11 protein-coding genes and 1 tRNA gene are annotated in these 21961 nt (G+C 64.9%); 9 read left to right on the plus strand and 3 right to left on the minus strand.

Annotation, left to right across the window (positions count from 1 at the left end; all coding sequences use genetic code 11):
* Positions 1-102: 102 nt before the first annotated feature.
* Positions 103-2670, minus strand: a complete 2568-nt coding sequence (locus GGR44_RS07325; RefSeq protein ID WP_246344370.1) for an EAL domain-containing protein — start codon at positions 2668-2670, stop codon at positions 103-105.
* Positions 2671-2868: 198 nt separating this feature from the next.
* Between GGR44_RS07325 and GGR44_RS07330 the strand changes: the two genes are divergently transcribed.
* Positions 2869-4173 carry an FAD-dependent oxidoreductase gene (locus tag GGR44_RS07330; RefSeq protein ID WP_183954938.1) on the plus strand — a complete coding sequence of 435 codons (1305 nt, stop codon included), beginning with the start codon at positions 2869-2871 and terminating at the stop codon, positions 4171-4173.
* A gap of 94 nt (positions 4174-4267) precedes the next feature.
* Here GGR44_RS07330 and rpoC read toward each other — a convergent pair whose 3' ends face one another.
* Together rpoC and rpoB are read right to left on the minus strand one after the other, a co-directional pair.
* Positions 4268-8521: a DNA-directed RNA polymerase subunit beta' gene (gene rpoC, locus GGR44_RS07335; protein WP_183954939.1), complete on the minus strand. Its 4254-nt coding sequence runs from the start codon at positions 8519-8521 to the stop codon at positions 4268-4270.
* 160 nt (positions 8522-8681) lie between these two features.
* A complete protein-coding gene (rpoB, locus tag GGR44_RS07340) occupies positions 8682-12848 on the minus strand; it encodes a DNA-directed RNA polymerase subunit beta (RefSeq protein WP_183954940.1) in 4167 nt (1388 codons plus the stop codon).
* Positions 12849-13215: 367 nt separating this feature from the next.
* On the opposite strand from rpoB, the gene GGR44_RS07345 reads away from it, so the two are divergent.
* The 8 genes from GGR44_RS07345 (at position 13216) to GGR44_RS07380 (ending at position 21931) form a co-directional block, all read left to right on the plus strand.
* Complete coding sequence (locus tag GGR44_RS07345) at positions 13216-14829, plus strand: alpha-glucosidase (protein WP_183954941.1); 1614 nt, start codon at positions 13216-13218, stop codon at positions 14827-14829.
* Positions 14826-15740, plus strand: coding sequence for an oxidoreductase (locus tag GGR44_RS07350; protein WP_183954942.1), 915 nt, complete (start codon positions 14826-14828; stop codon positions 15738-15740). The genes GGR44_RS07345 and GGR44_RS07350 overlap by 4 nt, the downstream gene beginning before the upstream one ends.
* Before the next feature lie 83 nt (positions 15741-15823).
* On the plus strand, positions 15824-16234 hold the full coding sequence (locus GGR44_RS07355; RefSeq protein ID WP_183954943.1) for a MerR family transcriptional regulator: 411 nt from the start codon (positions 15824-15826) through the stop codon (positions 16232-16234).
* Positions 16235-16280: 46 nt separating this feature from the next.
* Positions 16281-18083: an acyl-CoA dehydrogenase C-terminal domain-containing protein gene (locus GGR44_RS07360; protein ID WP_183954944.1), complete on the plus strand. Its 1803-nt coding sequence runs from the start codon at positions 16281-16283 to the stop codon at positions 18081-18083.
* Positions 18084-18211: 128 nt separating this feature from the next.
* Positions 18212-19510: an MFS transporter gene (locus GGR44_RS07365; RefSeq protein ID WP_183954945.1), complete on the plus strand. Its 1299-nt coding sequence runs from the start codon at positions 18212-18214 to the stop codon at positions 19508-19510.
* Positions 19507-20424 (plus strand): cysteine synthase A, encoded by a 918-nt coding sequence (cysK, locus tag GGR44_RS07370; RefSeq protein ID WP_183954946.1) that lies wholly within the window; start codon positions 19507-19509, stop codon positions 20422-20424. Before GGR44_RS07365 ends, cysK begins: the two co-directional genes overlap by 4 nt.
* Positions 20425-20433: 9 nt before the next feature.
* Positions 20434-21738, plus strand: a complete 1305-nt coding sequence (locus GGR44_RS07375) for a cell wall hydrolase (RefSeq protein ID WP_183954947.1) — start codon at positions 20434-20436, stop codon at positions 21736-21738.
* Between the two features lie 119 nt (positions 21739-21857).
* Positions 21858-21931: transfer RNA gene (locus tag GGR44_RS07380), tRNA-Gln, on the plus strand.
* Positions 21932-21961: the final 30 nt, after the last annotated feature.

Genomic DNA, 21961 nt, shown 5'->3' on the forward strand with positions numbered 1-21961 from the left:
GTTCCGACTGGCGGAACCGGGCTTTTGTCATTTCATCACAAATTTGTGCGACGGCCGGGCCTCGCCGCAGACGGCGGCGGATGTCTGCACTCCCGTTTTGGATCAGGAAGCGATGGCCCTGGGCGCCGCCGCATGGCCGCGCAGACGCGACAGGTCGATGGGGCTGATGAACTCCACGCCCATGCGATCGTCGCGCGACCAGCGCGCCCGCGCGTTCACGGTCAGGCCGTCGGTCAGTTCCATCGAGAACATCGTGTCGACGGGCACATTCCACAGCCCCTCGATCAGGGCGCCGGTGGCGGAAATGTTGCGAACCTTGCCATGATACACATGACCGTCGTGCAACACGGCGATGCTACGCAACATGGTCTTGCGTTCCGGTCGGCTGGACTTGAAACCTTCGGCCTGCGCCATGACACCGACCGAACGCTGCCTTGCCAGCACATCCGCCGCGACCATTGGACGGCCATAGATATAGCCCTGGATATGGCTGCATCCCAACTGCCGGATCAGGTCGAGTTCGTCGCGCGTCTCCGCGCCCTCGGCGGTCGTGTCCATGCCCAGCGCTTCGGCGAGGCTGACGATCGCCTTGATGATCGCGCTGTTGCGGCTGCCCTTGATCGCGGCGCCGCGCACGAAGCTCTGGTCGATCTTGATCTTGTCGAACGGCGCCTTCTTCAGATAGCCGAGCGAGGAATAGCCGGTGCCGAAATCATCAAGGGCCAGACGGACGCCCAGCGCCTTGAGTTTGGTGAACATGGCGTCGGTATCAGCGCCGTCGTTCAGGAACACGCTTTCGGTAATTTCCAGTTCCAGCCGCTCGGGCGCAAGCTGGGCGCCGGCAAGGGCGCTCATTACCATCGACGGGAATGCCTGATTGGCGAACTGGATCGGCGATACGTTCACCGCCACGCGAACATCCTCCACCCATTGGGCGGCGTCGCGGCAGGCGGTCCGCATCACCCACTCGCCGATCTGGGCGATCAGGCCGCCATCCTCCGCGATCGGGATGAACAACGCAGGCGAAATCGGGCCGCGCACGGGATGGGTCCAGCGCAACAGCACCTCATAACCCGTGACCTTTTCGGTGCGTGAGCTGACCACCGGCTGATAGACAAGGTGCAGGCCGCCCGCCGCCAGCGCGTGGCGCAGATCCTCTTCCAACTGACGCCGATCTTCGGCGTCTGCGTGCATTTCGGGCGAGTAAAAGCGATGGACGCCGCGCCCGTCACCCTTGGCAGCGTAGAGCGCAAGGTCGGCGTTGCGGATCAGGGCGTCCGACGTCACGCCATCGCGCGGGCAGCAGGAAATGCCGATCGACACGCCGATGACTACCGGGTTGCCCTCGATCGTGTAGGGCTGGGACACATTGGATATGATGGTCTGCGCCAACTCGCTCAAGAAGCCGTTTTCGTGGTGACCTGGCAAGATGATCTTGAACTCGTCGCCGCCCTGACGGCCCACCAGCCCCTTGTCGCCCACCACGCGCTGCAGACGCTGGCTGACCTGGCGCAACAGCGCGTCGCCCGCCGGATGGCCCAATGTGTCGTTCACCGTCTTGAATCGGTCAAGGTCGAGCATCATCAGGACGCATTCGCCCGGCTGACCGCGCGACCCCGCCACCGCCTGTTCCAGCGAACGCAGCATGTGGACGCGGTTGGCAAGGCCGGTCAGCGAGTCATATTGCGCGAGCCGCGTCACTTCCGCCTGGCTGCGGCGCATTTCGGTCAGGTCGGTGCCGTTGCCGCGAAAGCCGTAAAACTGGCCATAATCGTTGAACACCGGCTGGCCCGATATCGACCACCAGCGTTCCTCTTGCGACAGGGCCGCGCGCACGGCGATGTCGGCAAAGGCGGTGCGGGCCGACAGGTGAAAGCCCAATGTGCGTTCGCCATCACCTTGCCGCTTGTCGCCGGACAGAACGATCTCGGTAATCGGCCGCCCGATCACCTCATCCGCCCTGATGCCCAGCGAGGCGATCAACGTGTCGGACAGGTAAATCAGGCAGCCGTTGCGATCGGTTTCCCAGAACCAGCCCCGCCCCGACTTTTCATATTCGTGCAGCAACCGGTCGGACCGCATGCTGCGCAGTTCATGGCTATGCTGCTCCACGGCGCGCCTGCGATCCGTTCCGACCTGGCGGACGGTGGCGATGCCGATGACCAATGCGGTGCTGACCAGCAAGCTCAGTTGAGTCGCGGTCGGCGAATAATAGCTCGAAACCAACAGCGCGCCGACGCAATAGGCCAGCGTCAGAACCCGGCGATCCCCCAATATACAGGCGGCCAGCAACGCAACGGCCATTTCCGGCGCCAGCACATAGAGCGCATGGCGGCTGGTTTCGATCGGCAAACTGTTGATCCACAGGCCAAAGCTGGCGCCCGACAACAGCATCAGCGGCAGGATGGCGCGCATCTGCACATGGGGCAGCATATGGCGGAACAGAGCCAGGCGCGGCAACAGCATGATGGCCCCGTCGATCATCAGCAACGCGATGGCGATGGCGATGCCCGTCGTCTGGGTCAGCGCCGCGGACGCCCCGAGCATCAGACTGATGCACAATTTGACGATCAGGACCATCGGCCACACCATGGCGATCCCGCGCAGCGCGTCGGTGATCCAGCTCGTGGCGACCTCCACGCCCCCATCGGCAAGTCCCAAAAGAGCCATCAATCCCGTGGAACGGGGTGTATCTTCAACAATATGGGCGCGAAGCGGGGACATGTATTCCGACATGCCGCCAAAAATTTGAAATATCCTTACCGGCACAGGAACGACGAAGGTCTTGCATCCGTTCTGGATGAGCATAGCATGGCGCAACAAGGCAAAAGATTGCCATGATAGGCGCCCCGAAAGTGGAGGCAGAGGATGCGACATATCGCGATCGTGGGATCGGGTCCGGCCGGTTACTACACGGCTGAAGCCTGTTTGAGAATGTGGGACAAGGACGTCCGGATCGACATGATCGACCGTATGCCCGTGCCCTTCGGGCTGTTGCGATCCGGCGTCGCGCCCGACCATCAGGCGATCAAGCGCGTGGCGCGCGATTTTGAACAAGTGGCGATGACCGATCAGGTCCGCTTCGTCGGCCATGTGACGGTGGGACAGGACATCGACGTCGCTGAAATCCTGGAACTTTATGACGCCGTGGTTATCGCTACGGGCGCGCCGCAGGATCGGCCCCTGGGCATCCCCGGCGCGGACCTGCCCGGCGTGGTCGGCAGTGCGGCCTTTTTTGGCTGGTATAACGGCCATCCTGAACAGGCGGGTCTCAATCCCCCCCTGTCGGGCAGCGCCGTGCTGATCGGCAACGGCAATGTCGCTTCCGACGTGGCGCGGGTTCTGGCCAAGACTCCGGTCGAGCTGGCGGGCAGCGACATGGCCGCCCATGCGCGGGAGGCGCTGGGTCGCGAGCGGCCGTCCCATATCGTCATCGCCGGTCGTCGCGGTCCGCACCAGATGACGATGACAGCGCGCGAACTGGGCGAGATTGCGGACCTGAAGGGCGCGGTGGCGCATGTCGACCGTGCCGACCTGCCGCCCGTTTCGGCCGACAGCGGGCTGGCTGCCGGACCGCGCAAGGCGATGAACATGCTGCGCGCCATGGCCGCCCTGCCCCGTGGCGAAGCGCCGGTCGAAATCGACTTCCGCTTCTTTTCCCGCCCCATCGCGATCGAGGGCAATGGCCGTGTGGAGCGGGTGTTGTTCGAGCGGACAAAGGTCGACGCCCACGGACAGGCGGTAGGGGTGGGCGAAATCCACGCCGAACCGGCCAGCCTGGTGGTCAGTTGCATCGGTTATCGCACACCGCCAATCGCCGGGGTGCCCTATGACGCCGGGCTTGGCCGCTTCGCCAGTCAGGACGGGCGTATGGGCGATGGGCTTTACTGCGTCGGCTGGGCGCGGCGTGGGCCGACCGGCACCATCGGCGCCAACCGGCCCGATGGTTACCGCATCGCGGAATTGATCGGGCAGGATGTGCCGGGCGGTTCTGGCAAGGAAGGCCGGGCCGGGCTGGATCGGTTGCTGGCGGCGCGCGGCGTCGATCTGGTCACTTTCCGCGATTGGCAGAATATCGACCGGCTGGAGCGCGAACATGCGCGCGCGGGCGCTCCGCGCGAGAAAATCATTGCGGTGGACGAGATGATGGCGGCCGCCCATATGGTCGGCTGAACCGCAATCGCCAAACAAAAAGAGGCCCGCCGGGCGCATTCCGGCGGGCCTCTTTTGTGCGCGGTGCGGGCAGGGCTGGCCCTGCCCGTTCGGATCAATCCAGATCCTGCGTGGTGAAGTCCTCACCCTGCACGGCGCCCAGCGGATCGTCGCCGATCGCCGCTTCCGGCCCCTGTGCCAGTTCGGCCGCATGTTCTTCGGCAGCGGTCTTGGGCGCGATCAGATGCACGTCGTTGGAGGCGCGCAGCGCCGCCCGCAGCGCCGCGTCCCGCGACGAGGCGGCGACGCGCAGGCGGTTCATGCCCGCGCCCGTACCCGCCGGGATCAGGCGACCGACGATGACATTTTCCTTCAGGCCAACCAGCGTGTCCTTCTTGCCCTGAACAGCCGCTTCGGTGAGGACGCGGGTCGTTTCCTGGAAGGACGCGGCCGAGATGAACGAACGGGTCTGCAACGACGCCTTGGTGATGCCCAGCAGCACCGGCTTACCTTCGGCAGGCTGGAGGCCGGGTGCCAGGGCGGCGTTGATCTCGTCCATTTCCTCGCGGTCGACCTGTTCGCCGACCAGCAGCGTGGTGTCGCCGGACACGATGATCTCGACCTTCTGCAACATCTGACGAACGATCGTCTCGATGTGCTTGTCGTTGATCTTCACGCCCTGCAAGCGATAGACTTCCTGGATCTCGGCGACCAGATATTCGGCCAGCGGCTCGATGCCGAGCACTTCGAGAATATCGTGCGGGTCGGGCGAACCACCGATCAGGTTGTCGCCGCGCTTCACATAATCGCCTTCCTGAACGTCGATCACCTTGCTCTTGGGGATCAGATATTCGACCGGTTCGCCGCCATCTTCGGGATTGATGGCGATCTTGCGCTTCGCCTTGTAATCCTTGAGGAACTGGACGCGGCCCGACACCTTGGCAATGATCGCATTGTCCTTGGGCTTGCGGGCTTCGAACAGTTCGGCGACGCGCGGCAGACCGCCGGTGATGTCGCGGGTCTTGGCCGCTTCGCGGCTGACACGCGCCAGCACGTCACCGGCCTGGACCTGGGCCCCATCTTCCACCGACAGGGTCGCGCCGATCGCCAGCATGTAGCGGGCGGCCTCGCCGGACTGGTCGTCGAGCAGGGTCAGGCGCGGACGCAGATCCTCCTTCGACCGGGCCGAACCGCGATGTTCAATCACGACGCGCTGGGCGATGCCGGTCGCTTCGTCGGTCTGTTCGGTCAGCGTCTTGCCGTCGATCAGGTCCTGATACTTCACGATGCCCGGCTTTTCCGTGATCACCGGCATGGTGAACGGATCCCATTCGGCAATCCGGTCGCCCTGCTTGACCGCTTCGCCATGCGCGAACAGGATGGTGGCGCCATAGGGCAGACGATGGGTCGCGCGCTCGCGGCCCTCGGCGTCGATGATCGCGATTTCGCCGTTACGGGCGAGCGACAGGCGACGACCGTTCTTGTCGGTGATGGTCGGCATGTCACGCAATTCCATCGTCCCGTCGGCGACGGCTTCCAGGTTCGACGTTTCGTTGAAGTTCGCGGCGCCGCCGATGTGGAAGGTGCGCATGGTCAACTGCGTGCCCGGTTCACCGATGGACTGGGCGGCAATAACGCCAACCGCTTCACCGATGTTGACCGGCGTGCCGCGCGCAAGGTCACGGCCATAGCATTTGGCGCAAACGCCCATCTTGCTTTCGCAGATCAGGGGGCTGCGGATCTTCACGGCCTGGGTGCCGATCGCCTCGATCTTCGCCACCAGCGCTTCGTCCAGCAACGTGCCGATCGGCACGATGATGCTGCCATCCTTGCTGTCGACGATGTCTTGCGCCGTGGTGCGGCCCAGAATGCGTTCGCCCAGCGACGCGATGACCGAACCGCCCTGCACGATCGCCTTCATCTCCAGCGCCTTGTCGGTGCCGCAGTCTTCCTCAACGATGGTGCAGTCCTGGCTGACGTCGACCAGACGGCGGGTCAGGTAACCCGAGTTCGCCGTCTTGAGCGCGGTGTCGGCCAGACCCTTGCGGGCGCCGTGGGTGGAGTTGAAATATTCAAGGACGGTGAGGCCTTCCTTGAAGTTCGAGATGATCGGCGTTTCGATGATCTCGCCCGAGGGCTTGGCCATCAGGCCGCGCATACCGGCGAGCTGCTTCATCTGCGCCTGGCTGCCACGCGCGCCCGAATGCGCCATCATGTAGATGGAGTTGATCGGGGCCATGCGACCGGTTTCGTCCTTGGGCTGGGCGCGGATTTCGTCCATCATCGCGTTCGCAACCTGATCGCCGCAACGCGACCAGGCGTCGATGACCTTGTTGTACTTTTCCTGCTGGGTGATCAGGCCGTCCTGATATTGCTGTTCATAGTCGGCGACCAGCGCCTTGGTCTCGTCGACCATCGCCACCTTGCTGTCGGGGATGACCATGTCGTCCTTGCCGAAGGAAATGCCGGCCTGGAACGCATGGCGGAAGCCCAGCGCCATGATGGCGTCGGCGAACAGCACCGTGTCCTTCTGGCCGGTGTGGCGATAGACCTGATCGATTACGTCGCCGATTTCCTTCTTCGTCAACAGGCGGTTGACGACGTCGAACGGCACGCGGTGCGACTTGGGCAGGCATTCGCCGAGCAACATGCGACCCGGCGTGGTTTCGTACCGCTTCATATACTGTTTGCCGGCCTCGTCAGTCTGCGGCACGCGGCTGATGATCTTCGAATGCAGCGTCACCGCCTTGGCATAGAGCGCCTGATGCACTTCCTGCATGTCGGACAGCAACATGCCCTCGCCCGGCTCGCCTTCGCGCTCCATCGACAGATAATAGATGCCCAGCACCATGTCCTGCGACGGCACGATGATCGGCTTGCCGTTGGCGGGCGACAGAATGTTGTTGGTCGACATCATCAGAACGCGGGCTTCAAGCTGGGCCTCCAGGCTCAGCGGCACGTGCACGGCCATCTGGTCGCCGTCGAAGTCGGCGTTGAAGGCCGAGCAGACCAGCGGATGAAGCTGGATGGCCTTGCCTTCGATCAGGACGGGCTCGAACGCCTGGATGCCCAGACGGTGGAGCGTCGGCGCGCGGTTCAGCATCACCGGATGCTCGCGGATCACCTCGTCCAGGATGTCCCAGACTTCCTTGCGCTCCTTCTCGACCCACTTCTTCGCCTGCTTCAGGGTCATCGACAGACCCTTGGCGTCGAGGCGCGCGTAGATGAACGGCTTGAACAGTTCGAGCGCCATCTTCTTCGGGAGCCCGCACTGGTGCAGTTTCAGTTCCGGGCCGGTCACGATGACCGAACGGCCCGAATAGTCGACGCGCTTGCCGAGCAGGTTCTGGCGGAAACGGCCCTGCTTGCCCTTGAGCATGTCGGACAGCGACTTCAAGGGACGCTTGTTCGCGCCGGTGATGACGCGGCCGCGGCGGCCATTGTCGAACAGCGCGTCAACGGCCTCCTGCAACATGCGCTTTTCGTTGCGCACGATGATGTCGGGCGCGCGCAGTTCCATCAGGCGCTTCAAACGGTTGTTGCGGTTGATGACGCGGCGATAGAGGTCGTTGAGGTCCGACGTCGCGAAACGACCGCCGTCCAGCGGAACGAGCGGACGCAATTCCGGCGGGATGACCGGCACCACGTCCAGGATCATCCATTCAGGGCGGTTGCCCGATTCCAGGAAGCTCTCAACCACCTTCAGGCGCTTGATGATCTTCTTGGGCTTGAGTTCCGACTTGGTCGTCGCCAGCTCTTCGAGCAGCGCGACCTTCTCGCCTTCAAGGTCGAGGTCCATCAGCATCTGCTTGACCGCTTCCGCGCCGATCCCGGCGGAGAAGGCGTCCTCGCCATATTCGTCCTGCGCGTCGAGCAACTCGTCCTCGGTCAGAAGCTGGAACTTCTCCAGCGGGGTCAGACCCGGCTCGGTGACGATGTAGGATTCGAAATAGAGGACGCGCTCAAGCTGCTTCAACTGCATGTCGAGCAGCAGGCCGATGCGGCTGGGCAGCGACTTCAGGAACCAGATGTGCGCGACCGGCGCGGCCAGTTCGATATGGCCCATCCGCTCGCGACGGACCTTCGACACCGTGACTTCGACACCGCACTTCTCGCAGACGATGCCCTTGTACTTCATGCGCTTGTACTTGCCGCACAGGCACTCATAGTCCTTGATCGGACCGAAGATGCGCGCGCAGAACAGGCCGTCACGCTCGGGCTTGAACGTGCGATAGTTGATGGTTTCGGGCTTCTTGATCTCGCCGAAGGACCAGGAACGGATGCGCTCGGGCGAAGCCAGACCGATCTGGATCTGGTCGAAGGTTTCCGGCTTCTGGATCGGATTGGCGAAGTTGGTCAGTTCGTTCATTTTCAGCTCCTAAGCCAAAGGCTTGAGGTTCAAATCTTCTTCCGTTCGCCCTGAGTAGGGACTGAGCTTGCCGAAGGCCCGTATCGAAGGATCATTCGATACGCCATTTCGACTTCGCTCAATGGCTACTCAGGACGAACGGTGATGGCATCGTCCCCGGCTACTCCGCCGCCGCCGCGAAGCCGCCGTCTTCCTCGGGTATCTCGTCCAGCGAGGCGAGTTCGACGTTGAGGCCCAGCGAGCGCATTTCCTTGACGAGCACGTTGAAGCTTTCAGGGATGCCGGCCTCGAACGTGTCGTCGCCCTTGACGATCGCCTCATAGACCTTGGTGCGGCCGACCACGTCGTCGGACTTCACCGTCAGCATTTCCTGGAGCGTGTAGGCGGCGCCATAGGCCTGGAGCGCCCACACTTCCATTTCCCCGAAGCGCTGGCCACCGAACTGCGCCTTGCCGCCCAGCGGCTGCTGGGTGACGAGGCTGTAGGGCCCGATGGAACGCGCATGGATCTTGTCGTCGACCAGGTGGTGGAGCTTGAGCATGTAAATGATGCCCACGGTCACCTTGCGGTCAAACTTGTCGCCCGTGCGGCCGTCATACAGGTCGCTTTGACCCGACGAATGCAGCCCGGCCAGTTCCAGCATCGCCGACACGTCCGCTTCGCGGGCGCCGTCGAACACAGGCGTCGCCATCGGCACGCCGCGCTGCAGATGTTCGGCCAGGTCGACGATCTGGTCGGCGGTGCGGCCTTCGATCTGGTCGGCATATTGCGGGCCATAGGTTTCGAGCAGACGAGCCTTCACCGCGTCCGGCATCTCGCCGCCCTGCGCATCGGGATTGGCTTCACGCCATTCCTCCAGCGCATGTTTGAGCTGCTGACCCAGGCCGCGCGCGGCCCAGCCCAGATGCGTTTCGAAAATCTGGCCGACATTCATGCGCGACGGCACGCCCAGCGGATTGAGCACGATGTCGACATGGGTGCCATCCTCCAGGAACGGCATGTCCTCGATGGGCAGGATCCGCGAAATGACGCCCTTGTTCCCGTGGCGACCGGCCATCTTGTCGCCCGGTTGCAGCTTGCGCTTCACCGCGACGAACACCTTGACCATCTTGAGCACGCCCGGGGGCAGCTCGTCGCCGCGCTGCAACTTGTCGACGCGGTCCTCGAACTTCTCGACGATGGCCTTGACGGCTTCGTCATACTGGCCCTTGACCGCTTCCAGGTCGCTCTGAACCTTGTCGTCGGCAACGGCGAACTTCCACCAGTCATGGCGTTCGACTTCGGCGAGCAGCGCCTCGTCGATCTCCACGCCCTTCTTCACGCCCTTCGGCGCGGCCGTGGCGGTCTGGCCCAGCAGCATTTCCGACAGGCGGTTGAAGGTCGCGCGGTTGAGGATGGCGCGTTCGTCCTCGCGGTCTTTGGCCAGGCGGTCGATTTCCTCCCGCTCGATCGCCATGGCACGTTCGTCCTTGTCGATGCCGTGGCGGTTGAACACGCGCACTTCCACGACGGTCCCGGCAACGCCCGGCGGCAGACGCAGCGAGGTGTCGCGCACGTCGCTCGCCTTTTCACCGAAGATCGCGCGCAGCAGCTTTTCTTCCGGGGTCATCGGCGATTCGCCCTTGGGGGTGATCTTGCCGACCAGGATGTCGCCCGGCTCCACTTCGGCGCCGATGTAGACGATGCCCGCCTCGTCGAGGTTGCGCAGCGCCTCTTCACCGACGTTCGGAATGTCGCGGGTGATGTCTTCCGGCCCCAGCTTGGTGTCGCGGGCCATGACCTCGAACTCCTCGATATGGATCGAGGTGAAGACGTCATCCTTCACGATCCGCTCGGAGATCAGGATGGAGTCTTCATAGTTGTAGCCGTTCCAGGGCATGAACGCGACCAGCGTATTGCGGCCCAGCGCCAGCTCGCCGAATTCGGTCGACGGGCCGTCGGCGATCACGTCGCCAGCCTCGATCAGGTCGCCCACCTTCACCAGCGGACGCTGGTTGATGCAGGTGTCCTGGTTGGAACGCTGGAACTTCTGCAGCGTGTAGATGTCGACGCCCGACTGGCCGGCGAGGATGTCGCCGGTCACGCGGATGACGATACGCGCGGCATCGACCTGGTCGACGATACCCGCCCGCTTGGCGGCGATGGCGGCGCCGGAATCGCGGGCCACCGTGCCTTCCATGCCGGTGCCGACGAACGGCGCCTCGGCGCGAACGAGCGGCACCGCCTGACGCTGCATGTTCGATCCCATCAGCGCGCGGTTGGCGTCGTCATTTTCCAGGAAAGGAATGAGCGAAGCCGCGACCGACACCAGCTGCTTGGGGCTGACGTCCATCAGGGTGATGTGATCCTTGGGCGCCATCAGGAATTCGCCCGCTTCGCGCGCGGAGATCAGGTCTTCGGCCAGCGAACCGTCCTCGTTCAGCTCGGCGTTCGCCTGCGCGATGGTGTGCTTGGCCTCTTCCATCGCCGACAGATAGACGACCTCGTCGGTCACCTTGCCGTCGATCACCTTGCGATAAGGCGTTTCGATAAAGCCATATTTGTTGACGCGGCTGAAGGTCGCGAGGCTGTTGATCAAACCGATGTTCGGGCCTTCGGGCGTTTCGATCGGGCAGATGCGGCCATAATGCGTCGGGTGAACGTCGCGCACTTCAAAGCCTGCGCGCTCGCGGGTCAGACCGCCCGGCCCGAGCGCCGAGACGCGACGCTTGTGGGTGACTTCCGACAGCGGGTTGGTCTGATCCATGAACTGCGAGAGCTGCGAGGAGCCGAAGAACTCACGCACCGCGGCCACGGCGGGCTTGGCGTTGATGAGGTCGTTGGGCATGACCGTCGACACGTCGACGCTCGACATGCGCTCCTTGACGGCGCGTTCCATGCGCAGCAGGCCGACGCGATACTGGTTTTCCAGCAGTTCGCCGACCGAACGGACGCGACGGTTGCCAAGGTTGTCGATGTCGTCGATTTCGCCCTTGCCGTCCTTCAGGTTCACCAGTTCCTTGACCACGGCCAGAATGTCGTCGGTGCGCAGCGTCGTCACCGTGTCCTCGCAATCGAGGTCAAGGCGCATGTTGAGCTTCACGCGGCCCACGGCCGACAGGTCATAGCGTTCGGGGTCGAAGAACAGGCCCGCAAACAGCGCCTCGGCCGTTTCGCGCGTCGGCGGTTCGCCGGGGCGCATGACGCGATAAATGTCGGACAGCGCCTGATCGCGATCCTCGGCCTTGTCGGCCTTCAGCGTATTGCGGATCCAGGGGCCGGTGGTGACATGGTCGATGTCCAGCAGTTCCAGGCGGTCGATGCCCGCTTTGTCCAGCTTTTCCAAATTCTCCGGCGACACTTCGTCGCCCGCCTCGATATAGATTTCGCCGGTCGCCTCGTTGATGAGATCATAGGCGCTGTAGCGGCCATAGACTTCATCGGTCGGGATCAGCAACGTGGCCAGGCCGTCCTTTTCCGCCTTGTTGGCGGCGCGCGGCGAAATCTTGTGACCGGCGGCGAACACCACTTCGCCCGAAGCGGCGTCAACGATGTCGAAGGCGGGCTTCTGGCCGCGCCAGGCTTCGGCGGTATAAGGGATCTGCCAGCCGCCCGGACCGCGGACGAAGGTCACCTTGTTATAGAAATGACCAAGGATTTCTTCGCTGTTGAGGCCAAGCGCGAAGAGCAGCGCCGTCACCGGCAGCTTGCGCTTGCGGTCGATGCGGACGTTGACGATGTCCTTGGCGTCGAATTCAAAGTCCAGCCAGGACCCACGATAGGGGATGACGCGCGCGGCGAACAGATATTTGCCCGACGAATGGGTCTTGCCCCGGTCATGGTCGAACAGGACGCCGGGCGAACGGTGCATCTGCGACACGATGACGCGCTCGGTGCCGTTGACGATGAAGGTGCCGTTGCCCGTCATCAGGGGCATGTCGCCCATGTAGACGTCCTGCTCCTTGATATCCAGAACCGAACGGGTTTCGGTGTCCTGGTCGACTTCAAAGACGATCAGGCGCAGCGTGACGCGCATCGGCGCGGCATAGGTGATGCCGCGCTGGCGGCATTCCTCGACGTCGTACTTGGGGTCTTCCAGCTCGTAATGGACAAAGTCCATTTCGGCGGTGCCGGCGAAGTCGCGGATCGGGAAGACCGAGCGCAGGGTCTTTTCCAGGCCGGACACATAGCCGATCGACGGATCGGACCGCAGGAACTGTTCATAGCTTTCCCGCTGAACCTCGATCAGGTTCGGCATCTGCACCACTTCGTGGATGTCGCCAAACACCTTGCGGATGCGCTTTTTCGCGCCGGTGTTGCTGATGGGGGGAAGAGCCTTGGTCGCCATGCGTATCCTGCCTTGAGTAATTCGTCGCATATTTTCGCATCGCAGCGAAAATTCAGCCCGACGCGGACGAAATGGGGGTGATTCGCCCCACTTCATCCACGCAAAAAAGTGCGGGCCGGGACTGTCCGAACCGCACTGCCAGCGTCCTGTAACCCGCCGAAATCCGCCCTATACTGCCGGTCGTCGCGCGCTACACGACGCCGGACCCCGGACGGTCCGGGGGACGACCCGTGCCAAAGGCACCAGCCGAATTTCCAACAGCCATATAGGAAAAGCGGGCAGTCTTGTGAAGGGGGCATGATCGCTCTTCACCCGCGCCCGCGTCTGTGCCAGCGTGCGCACGCCACGATCAAGCAGGACCGCCGCCATGGTGACGCACAAGACCGCCGATACCCCATGGTGGAAAGGCGCCGCCATCTACCAGATTTATCCGCGCAGCTTTCAGGACAGCAATGGCGACGGGATCGGCGACCTGCCGGGCATCACCGCCCGGCTGGACCATGTCGCGCGGCTGGGTGTCGACGCCATCTGGATCTCGCCTTTCTTCACCTCCCCCATGCGCGATTTCGGCTATGACATCGCCGATTATTGCGACATCGACCCGATTTTCGGGACTCTGGCGGATTTCGACGCGCTGGTCGCCCGCGCCCACGAACTGGGCCTGAAGGTGACCATTGATCAGGTCTATGCCCATGTGTCGGACCTGCACCCCTGGTTCACGCAAAGCCGCCAGAGCCGCGACAATGAACGCGCTGACTGGTTCGTCTGGGCCGATCCGAAGGCGGACGGCACGCCGCCCAGCAACTGGCAGTCGGTGTTCGGCGGCCCGGCCTGGACATGGGACGCGCGGCGGCGGCAATATTATATGCACCAGTTCCTCAGCAGCCAGCCGCAGCTCAACGTGCACAATCCGGCGGTGCAGGACGCACTGCTGGACGTCATGCGCTTCTGGCTGGACCGGGGCGTCGATGGCTTCCGGCTCGACGCGCTCAACCATGCGATGCACGATCCCGCACTGCGCGACAATCCGCCCGCGCCCGATGACGGGTCGGTCCGCACCCGCCCGTTCGACTATCAGATCAAGCGATATAGCCAGTCGCACCCCGACGTCGTGCCCTTCATCGAGCGCATCCGCGCCCTGTGCGACGATTATGGCGCGATCTTCACCGTGGCGGAGGTCGGCGGCGCCTTCGCCGAGCAGGAGATGAAGGCCTATACGGCGGGCGAGACGCGGCTCAACAGCGCCTATGGCTTCACCTTCCTCTATGCCGACGCGCTGACGCCCGCGCTGGTCGCGGATACGGTGGAACGCTGGCCCGACGAACCGGGCGTCGGCTGGCCAAGCTGGGCGTTCGAAAATCATGACGCGCCCCGCGCCCTGTCGCGCTGGTGCCGCCCGGTCGATCGCGCGCCCTTTGCCCGGATGAAGATGATGCTGCTCGCCTGCTTGCGCGGCAACATCATCCTCTATCAGGGCGAAGAACTGGGCATTACCCAGGTCGATATTCCCTTCGACCGGTTGCAGGACCCCGAAGCCATCGCCAACTGGCCCCTCACCCTGTCGCGCGACGGCGCGCGCACGCCCATGCCTTGGGCCACGGATGCCGTGGAGGCTGGCTTCACCGACGCCCTTCCATGGCTGCCGCTGGGCGAGGACAATCTGGGCCGCGCGGTGGACCGGCAGGAGGCGGACGAAGGATCGCTGCTCAATTTCACCCGCATCCTGCTGGCGATCCGCAACGCCCATCCGGCCCTCCGCAGTGGCGCGCTCGACCTGCTGGTCGTCGACGACGCCTGCCTTGCCTTCCGCCGCCGGGCCGAGGGCGAAAGCCTGCTGTGCTGTTTCAACCTGTCGCGCGAGGCCATCGACTGGCCCGGCGCGATCGTCCCGGCGGGCGCGGTGGTGCTGGCGGTGAACGGGGCGGAGCCGGGCGCCCTGCCCCCCTATGGCGCGATCATCTTCAAGGAGCGGACCCCATGACTGGCTTCACCGCCGCCGACCTGGCTTCGCAACAGGGCAAATGCTTCATCGTCACCGGCGCCAATGCGGGCCTTGGTTTCGAAACCAGCCGCGCGCTGGCGGCGCGGGGCGCCCGTATACTGCTCGCCTGCCGCGACGAGGGCCGCGCCCGCGACGCCATGGCGCGGATCGCCGCCGAAACCCCCGGCGCGGACCTTGCCTTCATACCGCTCGATCAGGGCGATCTCGCCAGCATCCGCGACGCCGCCGCGCTCGCCATGGCGGAACCGCGCATCGACGCGCTGGTCAACAATGCCGGGGTGATGATCCCGCCGCTCGGCCACACGCGCGACGGATTTGAACTGCAATTCGGCGTCAACCATCTGGGCTGTTTTGCGCTGACCGCATTGCTGCTGCCCAAATTGGCGCAAACGGCGGGCAGCCGCGTCGTCATCACCGCCAGCCTCGCCCACAAATATGGCCGGATCGACTGGAACGACCTGAATGCGGACAAAAGCTATGGCGCGACCCAGCGCTATTGCGACAGCAAACTGGCCAACATCCTGTTCCTTTTCGAACTGGACCGCCGCCTGCGCGCCGCCGGATCGCCGGTGATCGCGCTGGGATGCCATCCGGGCGTCGCCGTCACGGACCTTGGGCGGCACCGGCTCATCACCCGCATCGGCCTTCCCCTGCTGCGCCCGATATTGAACAGCGCGGCGATGGGCGCATGGCCGACGCTTCAGGCCGCCGCCGCGACCGATGTCATCCCCGGCGAATATTACGGCCCGCAGCAACTGCGCGAGATGCGCGGTCCTTCGGCCATCGCCCGCCGCGCGAAAAGGGCGCGCAATGTCGAACAGGCAAGGCGATTGTGGGACATATCGGCGACGATGACCGGCATCGATCCCGGCCTGCTCCCTGTCGAATAAGCGCCCGGCCCCGGCCGCAAGGGCTGTTCAAATGGAAAACCTCGATCTTGACGCGCACGTAAACGTCAACTAAATTTCACCGCATGGATCAACGCACGAGCATTGCGGGCATCGAACTGCCCGATCACCGCGACCGCCAGCACTACAGCATTTCCGACCTGTCGGAAGAGTTCGGCGTCACCGCCCGCGCCCTGCGCTTTTACGAGGATGAAGGGCTGATCGCGCCGGAACGCCAAGGCCTCAGCCGCATCTATTCGCGCCGTGACCGCGCCCGGCTGGCGTGGATCTTGCGCGGCAAGCGGGTGGGATTCAGCCTGTCCGACATTCGCGAGATGATCGACCTTTATGATGCGGATGAGGAACATGAGGCGCAACGCCGCGTCACTGTGGAGAAATGCCGCGCGCGCATCGCCCTTTTGGAACAACAGAAGCAGGACATCGACGCCGCCATCGCCGAACTGTCCGAATTTGTGATGGCGATCGAGCAGCAATAGCGGCGGTGTTGCCCAAACGCCCAGAATATAAATATCGGAGAAGATCATGCCTGTTTACGCCGCCCCCGTGCGCGACACCCGTTTCATCCTTGACCATGTGCTGGGGCTGAAGCGCTATGCCAACCTGCCCGGTTTTTCCGCCGCCACGCCCGACATGGTCGAAGCGATCCTGACCGAAGGCGGCCGCGTCGCCGCCGAAGTGCTGTTCCCCCTTAACCTGCCCGCCGACCGCGAAGGCTGCACCCGCCATGCCGACGGGTCGGTGACGACGCCCGCTGGCTTCAAGGCCGCCTATAACCAATATGTCGAGGGCGGCTGGACGACGCTGCACGCACCCGAACAATTTGGCGGACAGGGCCTGCCCATGCTGCTGGCGACGGCGCTGGGCGAATATATGTCGTCGGCCAACCAGGCGTTCGAAATGTATTTCGGGCTGACGTCGGGCGCCATCTCCGCCCTGCTGGCCAAGGGCAGCCCGGAACAGCAGGCGACCTATGTCCCCAACATGGTGTCGGGCAAATGGACCGGCACGATGAACCTGACCGAGCCCCACTGCGGCACCGACCTCGGCCTTATCAAGACGAAGGCCGTGCCCCAGGGCGATGGCAGTTACCAGATCACCGGCACGAAGATTTTCATTTCGGCGGGCGAGCATGACCTGGCGGAAAACATCATCCATCTGGTGCTGGCCAAGACGCCCGACGCACCGGAGGGCAGCAAGGGCATTTCGCTGTTCGTCGTGCCCAAATTCATGGTCAACGCCGACGGGTCGCTGGGCGACCGCAACGCCGTGTCCTGCGGCTCCATCGAACACAAGATGGGCATTCACGCCAACGCGACCTGCGTGATGAATTATGACGGCGCCACCGGCTGGCTGGTGGGCGAGGAAAACAAGGGCCTGGCCGCCATGTTCATCATGATGAACGCGGCGCGGCTGGGCGTCGGCCTGCAAGGCCTGTCGCAGGGCGAGGTCGCTTTCCAGAACGCCGTGCACTACGCCCGCGAGCGCAGGCAGGGCCGCGCCCTGACCGGGCCGAAGGAGCCGGAGGAAAAGGCCGACACGCTGTTCGTCCACGCCGATGTGCGCCGGATGCTGATGGACGCCAAGGCGCTGACCGAAGGGCTGCGCGCGCTCATCCTGTGGGGCGCGCTTCAGGTCGACCTGTCCCACGCTGCCGAGACCGAGGAAGAACGCCAGTTGGCCGACGACCTGATCGGCCTGCTGACCCCGGTCATCAAGGGCTATGGCACAGACAAAGGCTTCGACGTCGCCGTCGCCGCCCAACAGGTGTTCGGCGGCCATGGCTACATCTGGGAAAATGGCGTCGAACAATATGTGCGCGACGTCCGCATCGCGCAGATTTACGAAGGCACCAACGGCGTGCAGGCGATGGACCTGATCGGCCGCAAGCTGCCTGCCCATGGCGGCCGCGCGCTCCAGGCGCTGCTGAAGATCGTCGCCGCCGAAATCGCCGAAGCCAGGGGCGTCGAACAGGTCGCCGCCTTTGCCGAGGCGCTGGAAAAGGCGACCGGGCAATTGCAGGCCGCGACCATGTGGCTGATGCAGAACGCCATGACGAACCCCGACAACGCCGGGGCGGGCGCGCATCATTACATGCACATATTGGGCATCGTCGCCACCGGCCTGATGTGGCTGCGCATGGCGCGCGCCGCCGCCGCGCTGATCGACGCGGGGGAAGGCGACACGGCCTGGCTGGAAGCAAAACTAGCGACCGCCCGCTATTTCGCCGAGCGCATCATGCCCGACGCAGGCGCGCTACGCCGCAAGATCGAGGGCGGCGCAGAGGCGCTGATGGCGATCGACCCCGACCTGTTCGCCGCAGCCTGATGCCGTTCCTCCGTCCGGCGCAAAGCCGGACCTGACAATCTGCACAAGGGTGGCGGCAAGAAAGCCTGCGCGCGCGCCGCCGCCCATGCCATTGCCGCCGCCCGGATGCCGGGTCTAAAGGGGTGGCGATGACATCCCCTGCCCCCCACCCGCTGCGCGTCGGCCGCTTCCGTTCCTATCTGATCGGCCGCTTTTCAGCCGTGCTGGCGCAATATGCGATGATGATCGTGCTGGGGTGGCAGGCCTATAATATCGCGCGCGAAACCATGGACCAGTCGGCCGCCGCCGCGCAACTGGGGCTGATCGGTCTGGCGCAGTTCGTGCCGCTCTTCTTCCTGACGCCCGTCACCGGCTGGGTCGCGGACCATTTCGACCGCCGCCATATTGTCCGACTGACGTTGACCATGCTGACCGCCGCCTCAGGGCTGCTGGCCTTCGCAACCTATGACGGCTGGGTCAGCCTGCCGCTGCTGTTCGGCATTGCGGCGGTCATGGGCATCGCCCGCGCCTTCAACGGCCCCGCCTATAGCGCGCTCGCCCCCAATCTGGTCCCGCGCGAGGCGCTGCCCAAGGCCATCGCCATATCCAGCGTCGCCTGGCAGCTGGGCATGATTTCCGGCCCGGCGCTGGGCGGATACGCCTATGCGGCGCAGCCCTGGGGCGCCTACGCGCTGGGATCCTGCCTGTTCGCCGCCGCGCTGGTCGCGATGCTGACCATCGGGCCGGTGCCGCAGCCGCCCCGCGACACCAGCCGCCACCCGATCCGCCAGATGATCGACGGCTTCGCCTATGTCCGTTCCAATCGGCTGGTGCTGGCGACGATCACGCTGGACCTGTTCGCCGTGCTGCTGGCCGGGGCGACGGCGCTGTTGCCCATTTATGCCCGCGACATCCTGCTGGTCGGATCGCGCGGCCTTGGCCATCTGGCCGCCGCGCCGGGCGTCGGCGCGGGCGTGACCGCGCTTTGGTTCTCTTTCCGCCCGCTGCGCCGCGAGGTCGGATTGAAGATGCTGGGCGCGGTCATCGTCTTTGGCGTCGCCACCATCGTCTTCGGCCTCACCGCCTTCGCGCCGCGCGGCATCGCCATGGAAATGGCGCTGGGCGCGCTGGTCGTGCTGGGCTGCGCCGACATGTTTTCCGTCTATGTCCGCCAGTCGCTGATCCAGCTCCACACGCCCGACGCCATGCGCGGCCGGGTGTCAAGCGTGTCGCAACTCACCATCTCCGCCTCCAATGAACTGGGCGAGGCGGAAAGCGGCTTTCTGGCCGCGCTGGTCGGCCCCATCGCGGCCGTGATCGGCGGCGGCGTCGGTGCTATCGTCATCACCCTCATCTGGGCGCGACTCTTTCCCGAATTGCGCCTTGCACGCAGCTTCGACCCACCCGACATAAGGGCGGCGGACGTTCCCAAGGAGAATGTACAATGAAGGCCAACAGCATCCTGGAAACCATCGGCAACACGCCGCATATCCGCGTCAACACATTGTTCGGCGACGCCGAGGTGTGGATCAAGTCGGAACGCGCCAATCCCGGCGGATCGATCAAGGACCGCATCGCCCTCGCCATGATCGAGGCGGCCGAGGCGTCAGGCGATCTGCAACCGGGCGGCACCATCATCGAGCCGACATCGGGCAATACCGGCGTCGGCCTCGCCATGGTCGCGGCGGTCAAGGGGTATAAGCTGGTTCTGGTCATGCCCGAAAGCATGTCGATCGAACGGCGGCGGCTGATGCTGGCCTATGGCGCCAGTTTCGACCTCACCCCGCGCGAAAAGGGCATGAAGGGCGCCATCGAGCGCGCGCTGGAACTGGTGGCGCAGACGCCGGGCGCATGGATGCCGCAACAGTTCGAAAACCCCGCCAACATCGACGTCCACACCCGCACGACCGCGCAGGAAATCCTGGCCGACTTCGCCGCCACCCCCATCGACGTGCTGGTGACGGGCGTCGGCACCGGCGGCCATATCACCGGCACGGCGCAGACGCTGAAATCCGCCTGGCCGCACCTCAAGGTCTTTGCCGTGGAACCGACCCTGTCCCCGGTCATCAGCGGCGGCCAGCCCGGCCCGCACCCCATTCAGGGCATCGGCGCGGGCTTCATCCCCGCAAACCTCCACACGCAACTGCTCGATGGCGTCATTCAGGTCGATCCCGCCGATGCGAAGGATTATGCCCGCCGCGCGGCCAGCAGCGAAGGGATGCTGGTGGGCATTTCCTCCGGCGCGACGCTGGCGGCCATCGCGCAGAAACTGCCTGAACTGCCTGCGGGCAGCCGGGTGCTGGGCTTCAACTATGACACGGGCGAGCGTTATCTGTCGGTGCCCGATTTCCTGCCGGAATAAGCAAGCCGCATGACGGCGACGCGGGATGAACGGCCGGGCTGGACCGGCTGGCTTTTCGCGCTGGCGATGTTCGTCGGCCTGCCCGCGCTCGTCGCCGGGGTGGAGGGCGGCCGCCATGCCCCCGCCACCCTCGCGAAGGCCGGGCCGGACGCCCCCTCCCGCGCGGCCCCGCCCCCGGTAGAGCCGGTCCGTATTCTGCCGCTGGCGACCGACCGGGCGCGCAGCGTCAACGCCGCCGTGCCCTTTTCGACCGCGCCCAATCCCCCCGCCCGCCCCTTCCTCTTTTCAGGGAACGAAAGCGACCTTGCCCGCGCGATCGATTGTCTGGCGGCGGCGCAGCTTTACGAGGCGGGCGACGACCCTGTGGGCCAGCGGGCGGTGGCGCAGGTGGTGCTGAACCGCGTTCGTCATCCCGCCTTCCCCAAGACGGTGTGCGGCGTCGTGTTCCAGGGGCAGGAACGCGCCACCGGGTGCCAGTTCACCTTCACCTGCGACGGCGCGCTCGCCCGCTTGCCCGCGCCCTCCGTCTGGGACCGCGCCCGGCTGATCGCTCGCGAAATGCTGGGCGGGCGAGTGTTCGATCCGGTCGGCACCGCCACCCATTATCATACCGACTGGGTCGTCCCCTATTGGAGCGGCCATCTCGACAAGATCACGGCGGTCGGCACCCACCTCTTCTTCCGCTGGCGCGGCTGGTGGGGCACGCCCGCCGCCTTTCGCGGGCGGGAAGCGGGCAATGAGCCGCTGATCGCGCGCATCGCCAAATTCGCGCTGGCGCACAGGGGCGAAGCGACGCCGTCGGTCGGCCTGCCCGCCGCCAGTCCCGTGCCGACCGGCGCGGCGCAACTGGCCGCCCGGCCGCAACAGGCCATCGGCGCGGATTCGCTGGGCAAGAATTTTGGCGCAGGGCGGCTGATCGCCATCGCGCCGCAGGGGCGCGGCTTCCTGCTGGAACTGTCGCGCGGCGCGACGCCCGATGAATGGCCGACGCTGGCCCAGACATTCTGCGCGGGGCGGGGCGAATGCCGGATCATGGCCTGGCGGGCGGGAACGGCTGCGCCGACGGGCTTCCCATTGAGCGACGCGGCGCTGGACGCCATGGCCTTCGCCTATATCCACGATGCCCGGACGGGTCTGCAACGCGCCCTGTGGAATTGCGCCCAGACGCCGCGCGCCGTTCAGGGCCAATGTATGCGGGCGCGCAATCCGGTGGCGCGGGCGGCGGTCCAGCCGCGCCCGCAGCGATACGAAACGGTGCGGCTGGCTCCCACGCCGACGGCGCCTGCGACGAACGCGACCCCGGCCGCCGACTGACTGTCCGGCCCCTTTTACCGGCCCGTCGATCCAGCCCCGGCCAAGCGCCAGAATCCCCTTGACCGCTTGGACCAGCCCGCTTATTGGCGGCCACCCGTGCGGGCCAAGGTTCGCACCGATGCCCGATCGTCTAAAGGTAAGACTACGGACTCTGACTCCGTCAATCGAGGTTCGAATCCTCGTCGGGCATCCAACTCTCACATAGCCAGACGATATTTTCGGG

It is taken from the genome of Sphingobium fontiphilum (assembly GCF_014196635.1).
In the GTDB taxonomy this organism is placed as follows: Bacteria; Pseudomonadota; Alphaproteobacteria; order Sphingomonadales; family Sphingomonadaceae; genus Sphingobium; species Sphingobium fontiphilum.

Excerpts from the sequence above, each read along its gene's own strand:
- GGR44_RS07325 (WP_246344370.1), bottom strand. The coding sequence starts at position 2,670 with ATGGCTCTTTTGGGACTTGCCGATGGGGGCGTGGAGGTCGCCACGAGC.
- GGR44_RS07330 (WP_183954938.1), top strand. The coding sequence starts at position 2,869 with ATGCGACATATCGCGATCGTGGGATCGGGTCCGGCCGGTTACTACACG.
- rpoC (WP_183954939.1), bottom strand. The coding sequence starts at position 8,521 with ATGAACGAACTGACCAACTTCGCCAATCCGATCCAGAAGCCGGAAACC.
- rpoB (WP_183954940.1), bottom strand. The coding sequence starts at position 12,848 with ATGGCGACCAAGGCTCTTCCCCCCATCAGCAACACCGGCGCGAAAAAG.
- GGR44_RS07345 (WP_183954941.1), top strand. The coding sequence starts at position 13,216 with ATGGTGACGCACAAGACCGCCGATACCCCATGGTGGAAAGGCGCCGCC.
- GGR44_RS07350 (WP_183954942.1), top strand. The coding sequence starts at position 14,826 with ATGACTGGCTTCACCGCCGCCGACCTGGCTTCGCAACAGGGCAAATGC.
- GGR44_RS07355 (WP_183954943.1), top strand. The coding sequence starts at position 15,824 with ATGGATCAACGCACGAGCATTGCGGGCATCGAACTGCCCGATCACCGC.
- GGR44_RS07360 (WP_183954944.1), top strand. The coding sequence starts at position 16,281 with ATGCCTGTTTACGCCGCCCCCGTGCGCGACACCCGTTTCATCCTTGAC.
- GGR44_RS07365 (WP_183954945.1), top strand. The coding sequence starts at position 18,212 with ATGACATCCCCTGCCCCCCACCCGCTGCGCGTCGGCCGCTTCCGTTCC.
- cysK (WP_183954946.1), top strand. The coding sequence starts at position 19,507 with ATGAAGGCCAACAGCATCCTGGAAACCATCGGCAACACGCCGCATATC.
- GGR44_RS07375 (WP_183954947.1), top strand. The coding sequence starts at position 20,434 with ATGACGGCGACGCGGGATGAACGGCCGGGCTGGACCGGCTGGCTTTTC.